The organism is Sphingomonas sp. Ag1 (genome assembly GCF_000980895.1).
GTDB lineage: Bacteria > Pseudomonadota > Alphaproteobacteria > Sphingomonadales > Sphingomonadaceae > Sphingomonas > Sphingomonas panaciterrae.
The window spans coordinates 87,736-106,941 of record NZ_LAZX01000087.1; the positions used below are offsets into that span (position 1 = coordinate 87,736).

18 protein-coding genes and 1 tRNA gene are annotated in these 19,206 nt (G+C 66.8%); 3 read left to right on the top strand and 16 right to left on the bottom strand.

The genetic code is table 11. The annotated features are described in order from the left end of the window. Positions 1-218: 218 nt before the first annotated feature. Genes XM50_RS07250 through XM50_RS07270 form a run of 5 tightly spaced genes read right to left on the bottom strand, consistent with a single transcriptional unit; the run spans position 219 to position 5,421 of the window. Positions 219-1,592 (bottom strand): Coenzyme F420 hydrogenase/dehydrogenase, beta subunit C-terminal domain, encoded by a 1,374-nt coding sequence (locus tag XM50_RS07250; RefSeq protein ID WP_046408618.1) that lies wholly within the window; start codon positions 1,590-1,592, stop codon positions 219-221. Then, positions 1,579-2,676: a polysaccharide pyruvyl transferase family protein gene (locus tag XM50_RS07255; protein WP_046408620.1), complete on the bottom strand. Its 1,098-nt coding sequence runs from the start codon at positions 2,674-2,676 to the stop codon at positions 1,579-1,581. The genes XM50_RS07250 and XM50_RS07255 overlap by 14 nt, the downstream gene beginning before the upstream one ends. A gap of 5 nt (positions 2,677-2,681) precedes the next feature. Continuing rightward, a complete protein-coding gene (locus XM50_RS07260; protein WP_046408621.1) occupies positions 2,682-3,656 on the bottom strand; it encodes a Gfo/Idh/MocA family protein in 975 nt (324 codons plus the stop codon). An 11-nt stretch (positions 3,657-3,667) separates the two neighbouring features. Next, positions 3,668-4,609, bottom strand: coding sequence for a glycosyl hydrolase (locus XM50_RS07265; RefSeq protein WP_046408623.1), 942 nt, complete (start codon positions 4,607-4,609; stop codon positions 3,668-3,670). Next, the gene (locus XM50_RS07270; RefSeq protein ID WP_046408624.1) at positions 4,606-5,421 is read right to left on the bottom strand and encodes a TIGR04290 family methyltransferase; all 816 of its coding nucleotides are present in this window, start codon (positions 5,419-5,421) and stop codon (positions 4,606-4,608) included. Before XM50_RS07270 ends, XM50_RS07265 begins: the two co-directional genes overlap by 4 nt. Positions 5,422-5,596: 175 nt before the next feature. On the opposite strand from XM50_RS07270, the gene XM50_RS07275 reads away from it, so the two are divergent. Together XM50_RS07275 and XM50_RS07280 are read left to right on the top strand one after the other, a co-directional pair. Then, positions 5,597-6,541 (top strand): glycosyltransferase family 9 protein, encoded by a 945-nt coding sequence (locus tag XM50_RS07275; RefSeq protein WP_082102857.1) that lies wholly within the window; start codon positions 5,597-5,599, stop codon positions 6,539-6,541. Next, positions 6,498-6,902, top strand: a complete 405-nt coding sequence (locus XM50_RS07280) for a DUF6165 family protein (RefSeq protein ID WP_046408625.1) — start codon at positions 6,498-6,500, stop codon at positions 6,900-6,902. The genes XM50_RS07275 and XM50_RS07280 overlap by 44 nt, the downstream gene beginning before the upstream one ends. Before the next feature lie 246 nt (positions 6,903-7,148). Here the strand turns inward: XM50_RS07280 and XM50_RS07285 are convergent, their stop codons facing one another. Genes XM50_RS07285 through cyoA form a run of 8 tightly spaced genes read right to left on the bottom strand, consistent with a single transcriptional unit; the run spans position 7,149 to position 15,489 of the window. Continuing rightward, the gene (locus tag XM50_RS07285) at positions 7,149-8,627 is read right to left on the bottom strand and encodes a sensor domain-containing diguanylate cyclase (RefSeq protein ID WP_046408626.1); all 1,479 of its coding nucleotides are present in this window, start codon (positions 8,625-8,627) and stop codon (positions 7,149-7,151) included. A 49-nt stretch (positions 8,628-8,676) separates the two neighbouring features. Further along, complete coding sequence (locus tag XM50_RS07290) at positions 8,677-9,213, bottom strand: response regulator transcription factor (RefSeq protein WP_046408628.1); 537 nt, start codon at positions 9,211-9,213, stop codon at positions 8,677-8,679. Between the two features lie 58 nt (positions 9,214-9,271). Further along, a complete protein-coding gene (locus XM50_RS07295) occupies positions 9,272-10,576 on the bottom strand; it encodes an ATP-binding protein (protein WP_046408630.1) in 1,305 nt (434 codons plus the stop codon). Further along, complete coding sequence (locus XM50_RS07300; RefSeq protein WP_046408631.1) at positions 10,576-11,262, bottom strand: SURF1 family protein; 687 nt, start codon at positions 11,260-11,262, stop codon at positions 10,576-10,578. Before XM50_RS07300 ends, XM50_RS07295 begins: the two co-directional genes overlap by 1 nt. Further along, the gene (cyoD, locus tag XM50_RS07305) at positions 11,262-11,660 is read right to left on the bottom strand and encodes a cytochrome o ubiquinol oxidase subunit IV (protein WP_046408632.1); all 399 of its coding nucleotides are present in this window, start codon (positions 11,658-11,660) and stop codon (positions 11,262-11,264) included. The genes XM50_RS07300 and cyoD overlap by 1 nt, the downstream gene beginning before the upstream one ends. Then, positions 11,657-12,277, bottom strand: coding sequence for a cytochrome o ubiquinol oxidase subunit III (cyoC, locus tag XM50_RS07310; protein WP_197075459.1), 621 nt, complete (start codon positions 12,275-12,277; stop codon positions 11,657-11,659). The genes cyoD and cyoC overlap by 4 nt, the downstream gene beginning before the upstream one ends. Before the next feature lie 40 nt (positions 12,278-12,317). Next, on the bottom strand, positions 12,318-14,306 hold the full coding sequence (gene cyoB / locus XM50_RS07315; protein WP_046408635.1) for a cytochrome o ubiquinol oxidase subunit I: 1,989 nt from the start codon (positions 14,304-14,306) through the stop codon (positions 12,318-12,320). 16 nt (positions 14,307-14,322) lie between these two features. Next, on the bottom strand, positions 14,323-15,489 hold the full coding sequence (gene cyoA / locus XM50_RS07320) for a ubiquinol oxidase subunit II (protein ID WP_046408636.1): 1,167 nt from the start codon (positions 15,487-15,489) through the stop codon (positions 14,323-14,325). A 156-nt stretch (positions 15,490-15,645) separates the two neighbouring features. Here cyoA and XM50_RS07325 point away from each other — a divergent pair, with 156 nt between their 5' ends. Further along, positions 15,646-16,977 (top strand): MFS transporter, encoded by a 1,332-nt coding sequence (locus tag XM50_RS07325; RefSeq protein ID WP_046408637.1) that lies wholly within the window; start codon positions 15,646-15,648, stop codon positions 16,975-16,977. A 112-nt stretch (positions 16,978-17,089) separates the two neighbouring features. Here the strand turns inward: XM50_RS07325 and trhO are convergent, their stop codons facing one another. The 3 genes from trhO to XM50_RS07340 all read right to left on the bottom strand — a co-directional run bounded on the left by trhO (position 17,090) and on the right by XM50_RS07340 (position 19,163). Beyond that, entirely contained in the window at positions 17,090-18,022 is a 933-nt protein-coding gene (gene trhO / locus XM50_RS07330) for an oxygen-dependent tRNA uridine(34) hydroxylase TrhO (protein ID WP_046408638.1), read from the bottom strand. A gap of 65 nt (positions 18,023-18,087) precedes the next feature. Beyond that, a tRNA-Leu gene (locus XM50_RS07335) sits at positions 18,088-18,174 on the bottom strand. A gap of 161 nt (positions 18,175-18,335) precedes the next feature. Next, the gene (locus tag XM50_RS07340; RefSeq protein ID WP_046408639.1) at positions 18,336-19,163 is read right to left on the bottom strand and encodes a zinc-ribbon domain-containing protein; all 828 of its coding nucleotides are present in this window, start codon (positions 19,161-19,163) and stop codon (positions 18,336-18,338) included. Positions 19,164-19,206 lie beyond the last annotated feature (43 nt).

Genomic DNA, 19,206 nt, shown 5'->3' on the forward strand with positions numbered 1-19,206 from the left:
GAGAAGCCGTTTTGGCGGCTGATCGCAATAGACTGTTGTCCAAAAACGGGACTTTAAGATTTTTTGTGATAAAACTGCCACATGGCGTGCAAGCGGGTGATGGCGGCACGTTCCACGGCTGACCGCGGCTGCATGAGGGTGCGGACCCCGCCGGTGTCTTTGCCGCGGCGCGGCCCAGCGTTTGATGCGAAAAGGGCTCGCCTTGGCGGCGGCTGGGCTCAGCCCTCTGCGCCGTCTAGGCGGGCGAGAAGGCGCCCGAGGCGGCCGCGTTTGTAGGCGAGTGCCTGGTAGACGTAGAGGCTGGCGGCGGCCCAGCGGGTGTAGATCCACGGCTGGTTCAGGCGCCTGGCGAGCCATGCCATGCGGTGGCTCCAGCGCGCGATCGCGGCGCGGGTGCGGTAGATGGCGCGGCGGCGGGGCGGGTGGTCCGTAGCGCGGGGCGCGACGCGCTTTACCGGCGTGACGCGGCGTTTCTGCCAGGTGAGGCGATACGCCAGCCCCTCACGACGCTGGCGAAAGCCGGCGGCCTGCGTGCCGGCAATGAAATCCGCATCAACGTCCGTCAGCGCGAGACGGCCGTCGGTGATGGCGGCGGCGATGCGCGCCGCAATCTCAGGCGAACGGACGATCACCACATTGGTACCGCGGCCGTCGGAGGAATAGGGCTCCACCCAGGCGTCCCCGAAGGAGACATCGGCACATTCGGCCACGACGTCATCGCACGCATCGCAGGCGCTGTTCTGAAAGAAGCCGGCGCCCCAATCGCCATCGGCGAGGTGGAACCAGTCCTGCCAGCGGGCCGTGCCATCATCGAGCGTCAGGTGCGCGGTGTACCAATTGGCGGGGCGATCGGGATCCTTGCGGCGATACTCGACCGCGCGCACGGTGTCGCGCTCAACCCCCAGCTGCCAGGCGAAACTGTCGACAAAGGCGGCGCTTTTCATATGACCACAGAACAGGCCGAGAAGATGGGTGATGCGGTCGTTCAGGACGGGATCCTGCTCCCGCAGCAGGCTGACCGCCTTGATGAAGCAAGGCACGCCGACGATTGCGTAGCGGCCGGGGGTAACGCGGATCTCGGCCAGAACCTCCGCCAGATCGACGGGATAGTAGCGCGAGCGCGCCCCCTCCAGGATCTGATCGGCGGTGCGCGATATGCGGTAATGGAACAGGCGATCGCCCGTTGACGGGATGACGTGCGCGACGCCGTCGATTGCCCCGGAAGCAAGCAGGTCGGCGGCGACCCAGCTGACCATGCCGCCGGAGCTGCCGCGCTCCCGAAAAGGCGGCTGATCGGCGTGGCCCACATAATTGGCCTCGTAGCGGCCGAGGCGGGGATCGTGATGCGCGGCGGGGAAGCGGGCGAGGGCGAGTTGATCCTCGTCGCGGGCGGCGGGCGAGAAGGGGCAGGTGGCCGCAAAGGCGGCGGGCGGCGGGGCGTGGCCGGCTTCGTGATCCGTCAGCGTGGCGGTGCTTGGCTTGCGCTGGCCGTAGCGGTCCCATGTCATGCCGCGGGTCGCGCAGCCACCGCAGCCGATGCACAGGCCGGATTCGACCATGTCGGCGGGGGTGAGCGCCTCAGGCGAGGGCATGATCAAGGAAGCGCGCCGAGCTGGCCCGCTCCGTCGCGAGGCGATCGGGCAGGCCGGCGGGGAGGGCGCCGAGGCGGTCGGCGAAATCATCGTTGCTCACCGCCGCCGTGACGAGGTGCCGTTCGAGGCCAAGCATGTTGGTGAGATCCTGCACCTTGTTGCGGCGATAGGGTGAGGCGGCGCAGACGAACGGGCGGTGGTGTCGGATCGCAAAGACGCAGCCGTGGAAGAAATTGGTCGCGACTGCGGCGGCACCGGCGAACAGAGCGGAAAATTCGGCCGGGCCGGCATCGATCCTGCCCTCGTCCGCGATCGGGCTGGGGTAGCCTACCGCGACCAGGCGGGTGTCGCTGCGATCGGCCCAGCGCCGCAGCTGCGCGGTGTACCAGTCGGGGAAGCTGTGGCCGTAGATGAGGGCGTAGCGGCCCGGACCTGAGGCTGCAGCGTCGGGAATGACGCCGGGAAACTGGAGGCAGGGATCGAGCACGAGGGGCGGGCCGGCCGCAGCCTTCCCCCGGTCCGCGGCAAGCGGGGCGAGCAGGGCGCGGCTGTTCTCGTCGCGCACCGACAGCGCATCGAAACGGCGAAGTCGATCGAGCCACGGGCCGTCGATGCCGTCGGCCACGTCGTGGTTGCCGACGCTGGCGGCGTAGGAGACGAGCCGATCGGTGGGGAGGCGATCACCGAAGAAGATCGGCTCGCCCGAATACCAGGGGTGGCGGAAGTTCCAGACTTCATCGCTGCCGACCACCACGGCGTCATAATGCGGGGCCTGCGCCGGGTTTCGCAGCGGGAAGGGCGGCGACAGGGGCAAGGCGTCTACCGCGGCGATCAAGGCGCGGGTCTTGCGGCCAAGCGCCGCGAAATGTCGCGGATCGGTGCGCGTCGGCAGGGTCGGCTGAAAGGCGTTGCGCGCCTCGCGCCATTCCACGCAGCGCGAGCGGTGATCCAGCAGTTCGGCATCCAGCCCGCGCGCGCGCAGCCCCTCCACCAGGCAGCGCGCCTGCCAGTAGGAGCCGTAGTTGATCGAGCGGTGGAAGGTCAGGACACCGACCTTGCGTGGACCTCCCGGGCGCGCCGCCATGCCGTCTAGCGCCCGTAGATGAGGTCGAGCACCTCCGCGGAGCGGGCGAAATGATCCGCGGCGGGATCGTAACGGTGGCTGTGCGCAAGCTGCTGCGCCCAGGCGGCGGCGGCACGGCCGCCCCAATCATCCGGCCCGTCGGTCAGGCGGTGAGTGGCGGTTCCGGTGAAATGATCGGCGGTAAAATCATAGAAGCTGCCGCCGACATTGCGGAAGCCAGCCCCACCCTGCGTGCCGTAGAAATCGGCGGCGATCACCGCATCCTGCCCCGCGTGGAGGCGCCAGGAACAGGTGAGGCGGACGGTGGCGCCGCCCGCGGTGAAGCTGGCGCTGGCATAATCCTCCACCGAGCCGGGGTGGAGCGGCTGTCCCCCGGCATAAAGCGCGGCATGGGCGTCGCTCGCCTTGGGGAAGCCGAGCGTCCAGAGCGCGAGATCGACGAGGTGGACGCCGAGGTCGACCACACAGCCGCCGCCCGACTGGACCGGATCGTAGAACCACGGCTTGTCCGGGCCGTAGGCATTGTGGAACGTGAGATCGACCGCGAAGATATCGCCCAGCGTGCCCTCCCGGATCAGGCCGGCGATCGCCTCCATCCCCGCGGTGTGGCGATACGACAGGTCGACGCCGAGCAGCCGGTCGGCGGCGCGGGCGGCGGCGATCACTGCATCCACCTCCGCTGCGGTTCGGCCGAGCGGTTTCTGGCAGAAGACGGCCTTCCCCGCCCGAAGCGCCTGGATCGACTGATCGGCATGAAGCGCGCTTGGAGTCGCGATGACCACGCCGTCGATGTCGAGCGCGAGCATGTCGTCGAGCGTGTCGACGATGCGGATCGTGGGGGCGATGGTGGCCGCCTCCGCGATACATTCGGGCGAGGGGTCGCAGACCGCAACGGCATCGACCGCCCCCGTCGCCACCATGGCAGCCATGCGGTGCCGGCCGATCCAGCCGGTGCCGAGGAACCCGATACGGGGCTTCATATGCGCGCCCCTCAGGCCGAGGCGACGAGCTTGAGCGGCGAGGCCTGACCGGCGCCGGACTGCGCGGGCGCGTAGCGATCGATCATCTCGGCACAGAAATCAGCGAACATCTGCGGATCGCGCGCCGGGCTGGTGTGATGCGGCTGGACGCCGAGATGCTCGGGCGTGAAGCAGAAGGTGACGGTTACCTCGAACTCGGCCAGCGCCTCCATCTGGCGGTCGAACCAGTCGAGCGCATTGGGGCGGAAGCGATCGGCCCAGCTGAGCCCGGTACGCAACTTGCGCGTGCCCAGCCGCTTCAGCCAGTCGACGGCCTCGTCTAACCGCGGATCCTCGAAGTGGAACCATTGCATCAGGCCCATGTCGGCCGCGTGCCGGGCATAGACGTCGAGCGCCGGCTTTGGCGTCCCGTCCTCGCGGATCAGGCCCATGTAGAAATGGCGGTAATAGCTGGAGCCTTCCGCCTCGCGGTGGCGGGTGGTCGCGCCCCATGCCTGGGGCAGATCGAACAGCGAATACCAATAGACGTTGGGCACGCGGCCGATCAGCAACTCGGCGGTCTTTTCGACGCCAAAGACCTGCACTTCCTCTGCCCCGAACGAGCCCACGCCGACCTCGGTCACCCAGATCGGCTTGTCGGTCACGACCTCCTCGATCTCGGCGATCTTCTTGGGCCAGTCGTGGATCGACCACAGGTTCCAGTCGAGCGGGAAGCCGTGCACGGCGATGACGTCCACCGCATCAAGCGCGCCATGCGCCCGCATCCGGTTCACCCATTGCGGGTCGATCGGCGACATGCCGCCCAGCACGCGGGTGACCGCCGGATTGATCGCGGCGATAGCATTGCCGGCGCGGATCACGTGATCGGCATAGGACGACCAGTCGGGATCGATCTCCGGATCCCAGTGCGATTTGTTGTTCGGCTCATTCCAGATCATCGCCGCTTCGATCACGAACCTGTACCCCCCTTGGCTGGATAGACCGCCGCCGGGCCATGCTGGCCGAACGGCACCGGTGCGACCCGGCAGAAATAAACGTCACCATCGGCCTGCGCCTCGACGGAGAAGCCGGCTGCGCGCAGCATCGCCTGGCTGCCGGCAGCGTTGGGCGCCCACCAGTTCGTCCAGTCGCCGGCGAACTGCCGTTCGATGAAATGCATCTTGGGATAGCCGGGCGCGTCGAAGTAGGCGGGCTGGCGATAGGTGCCCGGTTCGAAGAAGGGGTGATCCTCCGGCACATCGGCGATCTCCGGCGAGCCCTGCTGCAGCGTCTGGAACAGCATGGCGTCGCGCGCGACATGCTCGCGGATGAGGTCCAGCGCCAGCAGCGGATGGCGCAGATGGTAGAGGACGCCCATGAAGATCACGAGGTCGAACGTCTCGCCCAGCGCGGCCACGTCATAGACCGACAGGTTGCGGAACTCGACGCCGGTGAAGCCGAGCGCATCGGTCGCGAGACGCGCCTGCGCGAGGTAGCGATCGTCGCTGTCGATGCCGACTACCCGCTCCGCGCCGCGGCGTTTCATCTCCACCGAGTAGAAGCCGGCGTTGCAGCCGATGTCGAGCACGCTCTTGCCGGTGAGATCGGCCGGAACGATCGAGGCGAACCGCGCGAATTTGTCCGCCGGGTAATTGCCGAGAAAATGATCGGGCGCGGTTGCGACGCCGTTCAGATCGATATTGTGGAACCACGGCGCGAGCGCAGCGATGCTGCTCCTGAGGGTGTCATACGGTCTTTGATCGTCCGAACGATTGGCTACCGGCATCGCGCCCCCTGGATGTCGGCCCGCGACATGCGGCGCCATGACGAGTGACGGGCATCTGCACCTGTGCGCAGGCCCCTCGTTTCGCTTAACGAACGGAGTTTGAAGGTGTTCCCGCTGGCCGGCGCGTTGACGCGCGATGGAACCGGTGGGCGGTCCGCGACATTCGGCTTTGTTGATGGACAACGGCGCCCAGCAATGGATTTCGGCGATGCGCGAGGGCGACTATGCGCGCGCCTGGGCGCTGTCCGCGCGGGATCTTGCCGCGCGTGATCCGGCAACCCGCGATGACCCGCGGCTGCCCTATCATCAACGTTGGGTGTGGGACGGGCGACCCTTTGACGGGCGTCATGTGCTGGTGCGATGCTATCACGGGCTGGGAGACACGCTGCAATTTGCCCGCTTCCTGCCGGCGCTCACGTCGCGAGCACGGCGCGTGACGGTGGAGGCGCCCGAGCGGCTCCATTCGCTGCTGGCCAGTGCCGATCCCGCGGTGACGCTGGCGCCGTTCGACCATGCCGATCCGCTTCCTCCGGCGGAGTGCGATATCGAGATTACCGAGCTTCCCTTCGCCCTGCTATGCCGGCCCGACGTGGTCGCCACCCCCTACCTCAGCGTGATGCCCGATGTCTTGCCGACCGGCGTGATCGGGCTGTGCCACCAGGGTGGGGATTGGGATCCGGGACGCTCGTTCGATCCGCTGCTGCTGCGCGGCATCGCGGAGGCGAACCGGTGCGTAACGCTGGTGCCCGAGGCATCGCCGCTGCCGGTGCTCAATCCCGAGGGCTGCGCCTTCACCATGGAGGAGACCGCCGCACTGGTGGCGGCGTGCGACCTCGTCATCACGGTGGACACGATGATCGCGCATCTTGCCGGTGCGCTGGGGCGGCCGACCTGGCTGTTGCTGAAGGCGGAGCCGGACTGGCGCTGGAACCCGGCGGCGACCGTCACCCCCTGGTATCCCAGCATGCGCCTGTTCGTGCAGCAATCGCCCGGCGATTGGGCGGGGGTGATCGCCCGCGTCCACGCCGCGCTGGTGGCGCGCAACGCCCCCCTCATCAACAACGAAAGGTCGGACCATGGCAACGATTGCGGCACCGTCGGTTCCCGTCTCCTGGGGTGAATTGCTCGACAAGATCACGATCCTGGAGATCAAGCGCGACCGGATCGCCCGTGCCGAGGCGCGGGAGAATGTGCTGCGTGAATATCGCCTGCTGCGGGCGATCGGCGCCCAGGTGCTGAACCGCAGCGGAGTCGCCGCGCTGGTCGAGGCGCTGAAGCGGGTCAACGAGACGCTTTGGGAAATCGAAGACGCGATCCGCGAACAGGAGGCGGCGCGCGATTTTGGCGCCGAGTTCGTCCGTCTGGCGCGCGCGGTGTACCAGCGCAACGACGAGCGGGCGGCGATCAAGCGCGAGATCAACCGGGCGCTGGAATCCGACCTGATCGAGGAAAAGAGCTACGCCGCAAGCGTGGCTGCGTAGCGTCGGCGCGGACAGCGGCGTAAGGGGCGTGCCGAACGCAGGATGGTGGGGCCGGGGTGCGGACGAGGCTGAGTATCTGCCGGCGCAAGCGCAGGTTCGCCGATACGCGGGAGGCGATCGATTTCGCGCAGGGGCATGATCTGCCGCTATGGCCGTATCGCTGCGACCGGTGCGGCATGATCCATCTGACCAGCCGTCGGAAGGGCAAGTGGCGGCCGCTGTCGTGACGCGGGCGGCCGCGCGGCGCTAGCGGGCGGGTTCCGCGACGCTGCTGTCGGATGGCGCCAGCAACCGCGGCTGACCGGCGATCGCGCCGGTGCCGCGGCGGCCCCGCTTGGCGCGGTACAATGCCTCGTCCGCTCCCTTCAGCAGCGTCGAGCGGTCGGCGTGCGCATCATCGAGCACGCAGGCGCCGATCGTGGCCGACACGGTGATCTCCCGATCATCGGCGCTGACCGTGTGGCGCAACTCGGACAGCAGGATACCGATCCCCTCCGCCAGCCGCTCGCGCGCATGGGTGCCGCGCAGGAGGACGACGAACTCGTCACCGCCGAGGCGGGCAGCAAGATAATCGCCAAGATAATCCGCGGCGCGCAGCCGGGCAGCGACGACGCGCAGAACTTCATCGCCCGCCGGATGCCCGAGGCGATCGTTCACCTCCTTGAACCGATCGAGGTCGATGATGGCCACCGCGAGGGGGGAGGAGTGTTCCCGCGCGCTGACGATCGCCTCGTCAATCTGCTCGTTGAAGGCGCGGCGGCTGGCAAGACCGGTGAGATCGTCGGTCAGCGCGTACGCCCGCAGCCGACGTTCGACCTTGTAGCGTTCGGTGATGTCCTGGATGACGCCGATCATTGCCACAACCTTGCCGTCACGCAGTTCCGGCTCGCCCATCGTGCGAACGCGGCGCTGCACGCCATCGGCGTTGATGAAGTCGAGCTCCAGGTCCCAGGAGCGGCCTTCTGCCTTGCAGGCGACGAGCGCCTGTTGCAGCAGCGCGCGATCGCCCGGCGCGTAGAAGGACATGGGCTCGATCGCCGCAGTGTCGGTGTCGGGTGGCAAATGATGGATGGCGTAGGTTTGCGCCGACCAGTGCGACCGCCCAGTCTGCAGATCGAGCCGCCACGAGCCGATGCGCGCCATACGTTCGGCCTGCTGGAGCAGCCGCTGGGCACGCTCGATCTCGACCAGCGCCTCCTGTCGCTCGACTGCGAGGCGCAGCCGGTCATTGCTGATCCGGCGGGTCGACAGGATCGATTCTACCACCCGCGCCATGCCTTCGAACAACGCGATCTTGTCCGCAGGTGGCGTCTGCGGGCGATTATCAGCGACGCACAAGGTGCCGATCGGGAGTGGAGGGCGACCGTCCTCCGCGCTGATCCGCAGCGGGACGCCGGCGTAGAAGCGGATATGCGGCCGACCGGTGACGAAGGGATTGGTCGCGAAGCGCGGATCGGCGCGCGTGTCGGGGATGACCAAGGTTTCGTTGGCGGCCACCGTATGCTGGCAGATCGACGCATCCCGCGGCGTTTCCGCTTCGTCGAGGCCGTAGCGCGCCTTGAACCACTGCCGGTTCACGTCGAGCAGCGAGACGAATGCCATCGAGCAGCCGAACAGGTGGCGCGCGCCCTCCACGATCGCGTCGAACTCAGCTTCGGGCGCGGTATCGAGCACTTCAAGCGTGCGCAGCGCGCGCAAGCGCTCTTCTTCAAGCGCGGGCGACATGGGTCGACCTTCTGTCACAATGCTTACCCAAATGTTAACGCCGCGGCGCTCAGCGCAGCGGTTTTTTTTCCAGTTTGCGGGCGAGGGTGCGGCGATGCATGCCGAGCCGGCGCGCGGTCTCGGAAATGTTGAAGCCGGTTTCCGCCAGCGTTTCGTTGATCCGCTCCCATTCCAGCGTCTTGATCGATGTGCTGCGGCCTTCGATCGGCACGGCAGCGTCCCCCAGAGCGGCCTTGCCGAACGCCGCTTCGATATCGTCGGTGTTGGCGGGCTTTGCGAGATAATGGCACGCGCCAAGCTTGATCGCCTCCACCGCTGTCGCGATGCTGGCAAAGCCGGTGAGGACGACGATGAGCATGGCGGGGTCAAAGGCGTGGAGCCGTTCCACGCAGGCAAGGCCGGAAGCGCTGCCCAGCTTCAGATCGACCACCGCATAGCCGGGATGCGCTTCTTCCAGCGCAGCCTCCATCTCGGCAGGGCCCTGCGCCACCCAGACCGCATAGTCGCGCCGTTCAAAGGAGCGTTGCAGGGTCCGCGCAAAGGTCGAGTCATCCTCGACGATGAGGAGGCGGCGCTGATCGGTCATGGCGATGGTGTACCAGTGCGTCAGTCGCTTTCAAAACGCGCGGCGCGGATTGTCGCGATCAGCGCCGCTTGGGGGCGAGCGGCAAGACCAGCCTGACCTCCGCACCGCCGCCTTCGCGGTTCACCGCCTCAAGTCGGCCGCCGAGCCGGCGGGCAACGTTGTTGGCCAGGAACAGGCCGACGCCGTGGCCGGCCCCCTTGCCCGACTGGTAGAGTTTGCCAAGGCTGGCCAACTGCGCCTCGGTAAAGCCGCGCCCGTCGTCGATCACGGCGATAACCAGTTCCTCGCCGTCGCGCGTGGCGCGTAACGTCAGCCCGGCAGGGGACGCCTCGGCAGCATTGTCGAGGAGGTTCCAGATCGCCTGGCGAAGCGCGGGGCCGGCAACCACCGCGGCATCGCCGAGGGCTTCCAGATCCACCACCAGCGGCGCGCTGGCCAGCGTGGGGCGCCATTCATCGACGATGTCAGCGAGGAAGGCGCCCGCCGGGACGCTTTCCATCGCCTCGCCCCGCGGCTCCCCGGCGGAATGGAGGATATCGGTGACGATCGCCTTGCAGCGCTGCACCTCGGCCTGCATGTCATCGAGCTCGGCGGCGAGATCGGGATCCTGTGCGATCTTGGGCAGGCGGCGCCAGTCGCCCAGGATGACGGCGAGCGAGGCGAGGGGGGTGCCGAGTTCATGCGCCGCGCCGCTGGCGAACAGCCCCATGCGCACGATCCCTTCCTCCTCCGCCGCACGCTGGCGCATATCGGCGAGATAGGCGTCGCGGGCGCGCAAATTGCGGCTGATGCGGGTGACGAACATCGCCAGCAGCACGCCGCTGAGCACAAAGCTGAGCCATGCGCCGAAGGTGGTGAGGTCGCCGATCAGCGGCTCAAGCTCCGGCGGGTAATCGAGCGGCCGGCTGCCCACGGTGAGGCCGGCGAAACAGATTGCGGTCAGAACGACCAGCACCCAGACCGACCAGGTTTGCAGCAGGATCGCGCCCAGCACGACCTGCAGCAGATAGAGCGACACGAACGGGTTCGATGCGCCGCCGCTGAGCGACAGTTGCGCGGTCAGCGAGCCGACGTCGAACAGGAGCCCGAACAAGAGCGCGATCCGCGGCACCCGCTTCGTACGGAGCAGGGCGAAGCTGATGATATTGGCGCCGGCCTGAAGCGCGATGACGAGCAGCATCGGCAGCAGCGGCAGGTGAAAGCCCAGCGCATATTCGACGAACAGGATCGTCAGGAGCTGCCCGGCGACGGCGATCCAGCGCAGATGCACCAGCTGGCGCATATTCTCCGCCGCGGTGGAATCACGCGACGATCCGGCCTGGTCGGAGCGGCGGCCCGTCAGTGCAAGGATCGGGGCTTCCATCAGCGCCGCCGGCCCGAGCGCAGGACCATCACCGCGCCCGCCACGCTCAGCAGCGCCAGCGCGAACCAGGTCACGGCATAGGACAGGTGATTGTTGCGGAAGGAGATCACGGTGAGGCCACCGACCGGATAGCCGCCGGGATTGGGCGTGTCGTCCGCGTCGATGAAGAAGGGGGCGACGGGCGCCAGTTGTCGCGCGCGGGCGATCGCGGCCACGTCGCGCGAGAACCAGCGGTCGGCCGCCGGATCATTGCTGCGCAGGAAGCCGCCGCCGGGTTCGGGGTCGCGCATGAGGCCGGTGACCGTGACCGGCCCGGTGGGGAGCGCGGCCTGGCGGGTTGCGCGGTCGCGGCGGTCATCGGGCACATAGCCGCGATTGACGAGGATGATGCCATCCTGGGTCTGCAGCGGGGTGAGCACCCACCAGCCGCCGCCCAATGCGGTGAGCGCCTGAACCAGCGTTTCGCGATCGTAAAGGAAGGTGCCGGTCACTTGAACACGGCGATAGGCGTTGTCGCCCTGCCATTCATCCCGCGGGGGGAGGGTGGAGGGTGCGGCGTGGACCCGCCCCTCCACCTTGGCGATCAGATCGAGTTTCCATGCGCGTCGCTCGACCTGCCAGATGCCCAGGCCCGCGAACAGAATGGCGAGCGCCAGGCATAGGCCGGCGAAAGCGACGCGCCGCATCACATGCCGATGCCGTCCATCGGCATCATGTTGGTGTTGAGATGGTACATGATCCACAGCGAGCCGGCGATCACAATAGCGACGATCACCAGGGTGAAGAGCATGGTCAGCATCGTCCAGCCACCTTCCGACTGACGGTTCACGTGCAGGAAGAAGACCGTGTGCACGATGATCTGCACGAAGGCGAGCGCCACCACGATCACCGCGGTCAACTGCGTCGCCAGCGTGCCGCTCATCACCAGCCAGAACGGAATGGCCGTGAGCACCGCCGACAGGAGGAAGCCGATGACATAGCCGCGGGCGGAGCCGTGGCCGTGGCCACCATCGGGCGGCGGCCCGTCATGGTGCTGATCATGGGCGTGGGCCGACGCATGCGCCGGGGCGTGGGGCGTGCTCATCGCAGAACTCCGAGCAGATAGACGAAGGTGAAGACGCCGATCCAGACGACGTCGAGCAGGTGCCAGAACATGCTGAGGCACATCAGGCGGCGGCGGTTCTCGGGAATGAGGCCGCGCTGACCCACCTGGACGATCATCACGAGGATCCAGATGAGGCCGCTGAACACGTGGAGGCCGTGCGTGCCGACGAGCGTGAAGAAGGCCGACAGGAAGGCGCTGCGCATCGGCGTCGCGCCTTCATGGATCAGCTCGGCGAACTCGTACAGTTCGATCGCGATGAACGCAGCGCCGAACAGCGCGGTGATCGCCAGCCAGAGCTGCGTGCCCTGCTTGTTGCCGCGCTCCATCGCGATCATCGCCATGCCGCAGGTGATCGAGGAGATCAGCAGCATCGCGGTGTTCAGCGCGACCAGCGACAGATCGAAGATCTGGAAGGGCGCCGGGCCGCCGGCATAGCCGGTGCTGAGCACGCCATAGGTGGCAAACAGGGTCGCAAAGATGAGCGCGTCGCTCATCAGATAGATCCAGAAGCCCAGCATCGTGCCGCCGGAGCTGTGATCGTGATGATCCGCTTCGGTCTGGTAGAAGACGGGCGGGGCGTCGTCGGCCCCGGCCATCTGCCGTACATCCTCCACGGTGGGGGAATGGGTGGTCATGTCAGGCTCCCGCCAGCGCGTTCTTGCGTTCATTCTCGGCCACTTCCTCGGCCGGAATGTAATAGTCGCGGTTGTAGTTGAACGTGTGAGCGATGCCGTAGCCGATCATCGCCACGAAGCTCGCGGCAGCCAGCCACCACATGTACCAGATCATCGCGAAGCCGAGCACTGCGGCGAGCGCCGACAGGATGACACCGGCCCCCGTGTTACGCGGCATGTGGATGGGCCGGTAACCACTGGTCGGGCGCTTGAAGCCGCGCACCTTCATGTCGTGCCACGCGTCCAGATCGTGCACCACCGGGGTGAAGGCGAAATTGTACGCCGGCGGGGGCGAGCTGGTCGCCCACTCCAGGGTACGGCCGTCCCACGGATCGTCGCCGACGCGCAGCTTCTCACGGTTCTTGATGCTGACCGCGATCTGGATGACGAAGGCCGCGATGCCGATCGCGATGATCACCACGCCGACGGCAGCGATCATGAACAGCGGCTGGAGCGTCGCGTCGTCGAGGTGACGCAGGCGACGGGTGACGCCCATCAGACCTGCGACGTACATCGGCGTCCACGCGATCCAGTAGCCGATCACCCAGCCCCAGAAGTGGATCTTGCCCCAGAACGGATCGAGCTTGAACCCGAAGGCCTTGGGCCACCAGTAATCGATGCCGGCGAACAGGCCGAACACCACGCCGCCGATGATGACGTTGTGGAAGTGCGCCACGAGGAACAGCGAGTTGTGCAGCACGAAGTCGGCCGGCGGGATGGCAAGCATCACGCCCGTCATGCCGCCCACCACGAAGGTCAGCATGAAGGCAACGACCCACTGCATCGGCAGCTCGAACCGGATCTGGCCACGGTACATGGTGAACAGCCAGTTGAAGATCTTCGCACCAGTCGGGATCGAGATGACCATCGTCGCGATGCCGAAGAAGCTGTTGACGCTGGCGCCCGAGCCCATGGTGAAGAAGTGGTGCAACCACACCAGGTAGCTCAGGATCGTGATGACGACCGTGGCATAGACCATCGACGAATAGCCGAAGAGCCGCTTGCCGGTGAAGGTCGAGGTGATTTCCGAATAGATGCCGAACACCGGGAGGATGAGGACGTACACCTCCGGGTGACCCCAGATCCACACCAGGTTCCAATACATCATCGGGTTGCCGCCGAGATCATTGGTGAAGAAGTTGGTGCCGACGTAGCGGTCGAGCATCAGCATCGCGAAGGCGGCGGTCAGCACGGGGAAGATCGCGACGACCAGCACGTTGCTGCACAGCGCCGTCCAGACGAACACCGGCAGCTTCATCATCGTCATGCCGGGCGCGCGCATCTTGATGACGGTCACGACCATGTTGATGCCCGACAGCGTCGTGCCGACGCCGGCGATCTGTAGCGCCCAGAGATAATAGTCCGGCCCCGGATCAGGGCTGTTCTGCAGATTCGCGACCGGCACATAGTTCAGCCAGCCGGCGCGGCTGAATTCGCCGACGAACAGCGAGACCATGACCAGCGCCGCACCGGCAGCCGTCAGCCAGAAGCTGAAATTGTTGAGGAACGGGAAGGCCACGTCGCGCGCGCCGATCTGCAGCGGCATCACATAGTTGATGATGCCGACCACCAGCGGGATCGCGACGAAGAAGATCATGATCGTCCCGTGCGCGGTGAAGATCTGATCATAATGGTGAGCGTTCAGATAGCCTTCGTTCGCACCGAAGGAGATCGCCTGCTGTGCACGCATCATCACCGCGTCGGCAAAGCCGCGAAGCAGCATGATGATGCCCAGGATTATGTACATAATCCCGATCTTCTTGTGGTCCACGCTGGTGAACCATTCGTGCCACAGATAGCCCCACAGCTTGTACTTCGTGATTGCGCCGACGATGCCGAGGCCCAGCACGACGACGACGGCAAAGGTCACGAGCAGGATAGGCTCGTGCACGGGGAAGGATTCGAGACTGAGGCGACCGAAGATCGTCTTCAGAACGGATTCGTTGAACATGAGGAGCTCCGGCGGCTCAGCCGCGCGCCGCGCCGGTCACGCCGGGCACGGTTGGCAGGAGAAGGAAGGACATGTCGCGGTTGCGGGACGAGTCGGGCTTGGTCGAACCAGGCGCGCCGGGCTGCGGCGGCTTGCTGAGGTGCGGCGCGGGTTCGATCTCCTCGCTTTCCTTGAGCAGCGCGCCATCGGGCTTTTCGCGCGGGATCGACGTGCGGCCAGCGGGCGCCCCGACAGGGCGCATCTCGTGCGGCTTGGCACCGCGCAGCGCCGCGTCGCGCGCCATGATCTCGCTCATGCACGGCGTGCCGGGCGTGACGCAGCGTTCATAGATGCGCTGGAACAGCTGCGGCTGGACCGAGGAGAAGAACATCGCCGGCACCTGCTCGCTGGGCTTTTCCAGCTTCAGGTAGTTGGCGGTGTCGAGCGAGCCGCCGCGCGCCTTCACCTCATTCACCCAGCGATCAAAGCCGGCATTGTCCACGCCCAGCAGCTTGAAGCGCATGTAGGAGAAGCCGGCGCCGCTGTAGTTGGCGGACATGCCCTCATAGTCGCCGGGGCGATTGAGTACCGCGTGCAGCGTGCTGCGCATCCCCGGCATGGTGTAGACCATCCCCGCCAGCGTCGGCGCGTAGAAGGTGTTCATCATGTTGGTCGACGTCATGTCGAACCGCACCTCGCGGTTCACCGGCAGCGCCAGTTCATTGACGGTCGCGATGCCCAGTTCCGGGTAGATGAACAGCCATTTCCAGTCGAGCGAGACGACCTGGACCAGCATCGGCCGTTCGTTCTTCGGCTTCGGCTGAGTCGCGGAGATGCGGTTCAGCGGGCGGAACGGATCGAGCAGGTGGGTGCTCGACCAGGTCAGCGCGCCGAGCGCGATGATGATGAGGAGCGGGGCCGACCAGATCACCAGCTCCAGCGAGGTGCTGTGATCGAAGTGGGGATCGTAGGTCGCGTCCTTGTTGCCCTTGCGATAGCGCCAGGCGAACACCACCGTCAGGATCATCACCGGGACGATGATGAGCAGCATCAGCCCGACCGAGGCATAGATCAGGTTGCGCTCCTGAAGCGCGACGTCGCCTGCCGGATCGAGCACGGCGCTTTGGCAACCGGCGACGAACAGCAGGAGCGGAAGCAGGGCCAGGCGGGCGAACCGCGGGACCGGGGCGGGATGATCGGGCATATCCAGGCGCTCCTAGGCCGAGTCCAGTAGCCGCTACATTGGACAATTTGTCCAATCCCGTCACTGGCGTCGGTTAGGCAGAGGAGTGTATTAGTGACCCCCGAGGCGGGCCAATCATTAATCGCACGGCCGAGTGCCGCGGGAGCATGACGGAAAATGACTGCATCGACCAACGCGCCGGATTCGGCAGCCCTGGAACGAGATGCCCGACTGATCAACGCGCGCCACAAGGATGTCGCGCCCGGCGAGATCGCCATCGGCGTGATCATCGGCCGCACCAGCGAGTTCTTCGACTTCTTCGTCTATGCGATCGCGTCGGTGCTGGTGTTCCCGCAGCTGGTGTTCCCGTATGTCGATGCGCTGACCGGCACGCTCTATTCCTTCGCGATTTTCGCGCTGGCATTCATCGCGCGGCCGTTCGGTACCTTGCTGTTCATGTGGATCGACCGGGTCCATGGCCGGGGCACGAAGCTGACCATCGCGCTGTTCCTGCTGGGCGGGTCGACGATCTCGATCGCGCTGCTGCCCAGCTATGCGCAGGTCGGCACGCTGTCAGCGGTGCTGCTGGCGCTGTTCCGCATCGGTCAGGGCGTGGCGCTGGGCGGGGCGTGGGACGGTCTGCCGTCGCTGCTGTCGCTGAACGCGCCTGAGGAAAAGCGCGGCTGGTATGCGATGATCCCGCAGCTGGGCGCGCCGCTTGGCCTGCTCGTCGCCTCCTGCCTGTTTGCCTATTTCCTCGCGATCCTGTCGCCGGAGGACTTTATCAGCTGGGGCTGGCGCTACCCGTTCTTCGTGGTGCTGGCGATCAACGTCGTGGCGCTGTTCGCCCGCCTGCGCCTCGTCGCGACGCCCGAGTTCGAGCGCCTGTTCGAAAGCCGCGAGCTGCAGCCGTCGCCGGCGTTCGCCACCATGTTCCGCGAGCGCCGCACGATCATCCTTGGCGCCTTCGCCCCGCTGGCGAGCTTCGCACTGTTCCACCTCGTCACCGTCTTCCCGCTGTCGTGGGTGACGCTGGAAGTGGGCGAGGACCCGGTGCGCTTCCTGGGCATCGAGGCGCTGGGTGCGGTGGTCTGCGTCCTTGCAATCCTCGCCTCGGGCGTGATTGCCGACCGGGTCGGCCGGCGCGCGGTGCTGGGCGTCTCGGCCGCGCTGATCGCGGTGTACAGCGGCTTCGCCCCGCGCCTGCTCGATGGCGGTCAGGTGGGCGAGACGATCTACATGATCGGCGGCTTCGCGCTGCTCGGCCTGGCGTTCGGCCAGTCGTCGGGCGCGGTGAACAGCAACTTCCCGCCCGAATCGCGTTACACGGGCGCGGCGATCGTCGCCAATGCGGCCTGGGTGATCGGCGCCGGCTTCGCGCCGCTGGTGGCGCTGTTCCTCGCCAGCCGCTTCGGCCTGTGGTCGGTGGGCCTGTACCTGCTGTCGGGCGCGATCTGCACGCTGGGGGCGCTGGCGATCAACAAGGACTTCGCCCGCCGGGCGGCCTAATCGCGGCGCTTACCCGCACCCTGATGCACGAACGGGCGCCGACGATGTCGGCGCCCGTTTTCGTTTGGCTTGGGGCTGGCGGGTTTGCGCCTGTCCCAGGAGAGGGGCGCGGTCAGTCCTTGTCCATCCGGGCGCCGACGTGCCGCTCGCCCCGCTTGCGGGCGAGTTCCTCCTGCCGGTGACGCTCCGCGAGGCGGGCGCGCTTGTCGTCGTCGAGGTCGGCGTGACACGCGGGGCAGCTGATGCCCTCCTCGTATAGCGGCGACTGGCGCTCCTCGGGGCTGACCGGGCGGCGGCAGGCGCGGCACAGCACGTGCGTGCCAGGGGCCAGGTCGGGCGTCACGGCGACACGCTCGTCAAAGACGAAGCATTCGCCCTGCCACGAGACTTGGTCCGCCGGCATCTTTTCCAGATAGTTCAGGATGCCGCCTTGGAGGTGATAGACCTCCTCGATCCCCTCCGCCTTCAGGAAGGCCGTGGATTTCTCGCAGCGGATGCCGCCGGTGCAGAACATCGCCACCTTCTTCTTGCCCGCGGTCAGCTGGTCGCGATTGACGCGGAACCAGGCCGGGAAGTCGCGGAAGCTGCGTGTCTCGGGGTTGATCGCACCGGGGAAGGTGCCGATCGCGACTTCGTAATCGTTGCGCGTATCGATCACGACCGTGTCCGACCGGGTGATCAGGGCGTCCCACTCCTCGGGCGCGACATAGGTGCCGACGTCGGTGAGCGGATCGAGATCCGGCTGCCCCATGGTGACGATCTCACGCTTCAGGCGCACCTTCAGCCGATGGAAGGGCTCGGTTGGCGCCCAGGCGTATTTGACGGCGAGGTCGGCACAGCCAGGCAGGGTGCGCAGGTGCGCTACCACGGCGTCGATAGCCGCGGGCGAGCCCGCGATCGTCCCGTTGATCCCCTCATGCGCCAGCAGCAGCGTTCCCTGCACGCCGTTCGCGCGGCAGCACGCCTCAATGTCATCGCGCAAGGCAGCGGGATCGTCGAAGCGGGCAAATTGATACAGCGCGGCGGTGCGGAAGGGCAGGGTCATGATCAGCCGGCAGGAGTAGCGGCGGGGCACTCAAGAGAGTGTTTCGTAACCCCGCCGATAATCAATGGTGCGGTCGAGAAGACTCGAACTTCCACGTCCTTTCGGACACAACGACCTCAACGTTGCGCGTCTACCAGTTCCGCCACGACCGCACGTGATGTCCACCGGGCTGGCCCGGCGGCTGGCAGGAGCGGGCCACTAGCAAGGCTTGTTGGGGCTGGCAATGGGTCCGAAGGCCCAAATCGTAAGTTTGTGCGGAAAAATGATACGCCGCGATCCGCAGGCCCTGGGGCCGTGGATCGCGGCCCGGCAATCAGCTGTCGCCTTCGCCGACGAAGCTGAGTTCCAGCTTCTTGGAGCTGGCCGGCACGTCGAGCTTGGCCGAGTTGAAATCGATCGCGCTCTTGGGCGCCAGCGTGCGCTGCTGCGGGATGATCGTCCAGGTGTAGACGATCCGGTTCTGGTCATCACGCAGGTCGGCGCGAATGTCGGGAACGCGCTGCCGCTCATTCGACGGGTTCAGCACCTTGCCGCTGACCGCGAACAATTCGCTGCCGTTGCTGATCTCCCGCCGCTCGATCGGATTGTCGATCAGCCGCAGCGGCGTTTCCTCCGGCCCGAAATTGAGCCCGAGCTGAGAGGCGAGGCCCGGCGCGCTGGTCCACAGGATGGCTCCGACCGCGACCAGCATCAGCAGCGCAGCGAGCACCGCCGCAATGGTCCAGCGGCGCGCCGGGTTGATCCGCGGGCGGCTGCCGGGAGGCGGGACGGCGCCGTTGGCTGCCGGCGGCGACACGGCCGCGGCGAGCGCGGATGCAAAGGAAGTCGGCGCAGCGGTGGCAGGCGGCGAAGCGACTGCAGGGGGGGCAGCAACTGCAGGGGGCGTGTTGTTGGACGTCGCCGAAGAGGGGGTGGCTGGCGCCTCCGTTGCCCGCTGCGCGGGCGGTGGATCGGATGCTGGTGCGTCGGCAGCGACGGTCGCCATCTGCGGGCCGGCGGCAAGCGCCTCGATCGCACGCGCGTCAGGCGCCTGGTGCCAGCTGTGGCGGCAATTGGCGCAGCGCACCGTGCGACCCTCCGGGCCGATCGATGTGTCGGGCACCAGATACCGGGTGCGGCATTCGGGACATTCGAGGATCATCGCGCGTCGTTACCGGCGTAGGACAGAAGGGCTGAAGCCATCG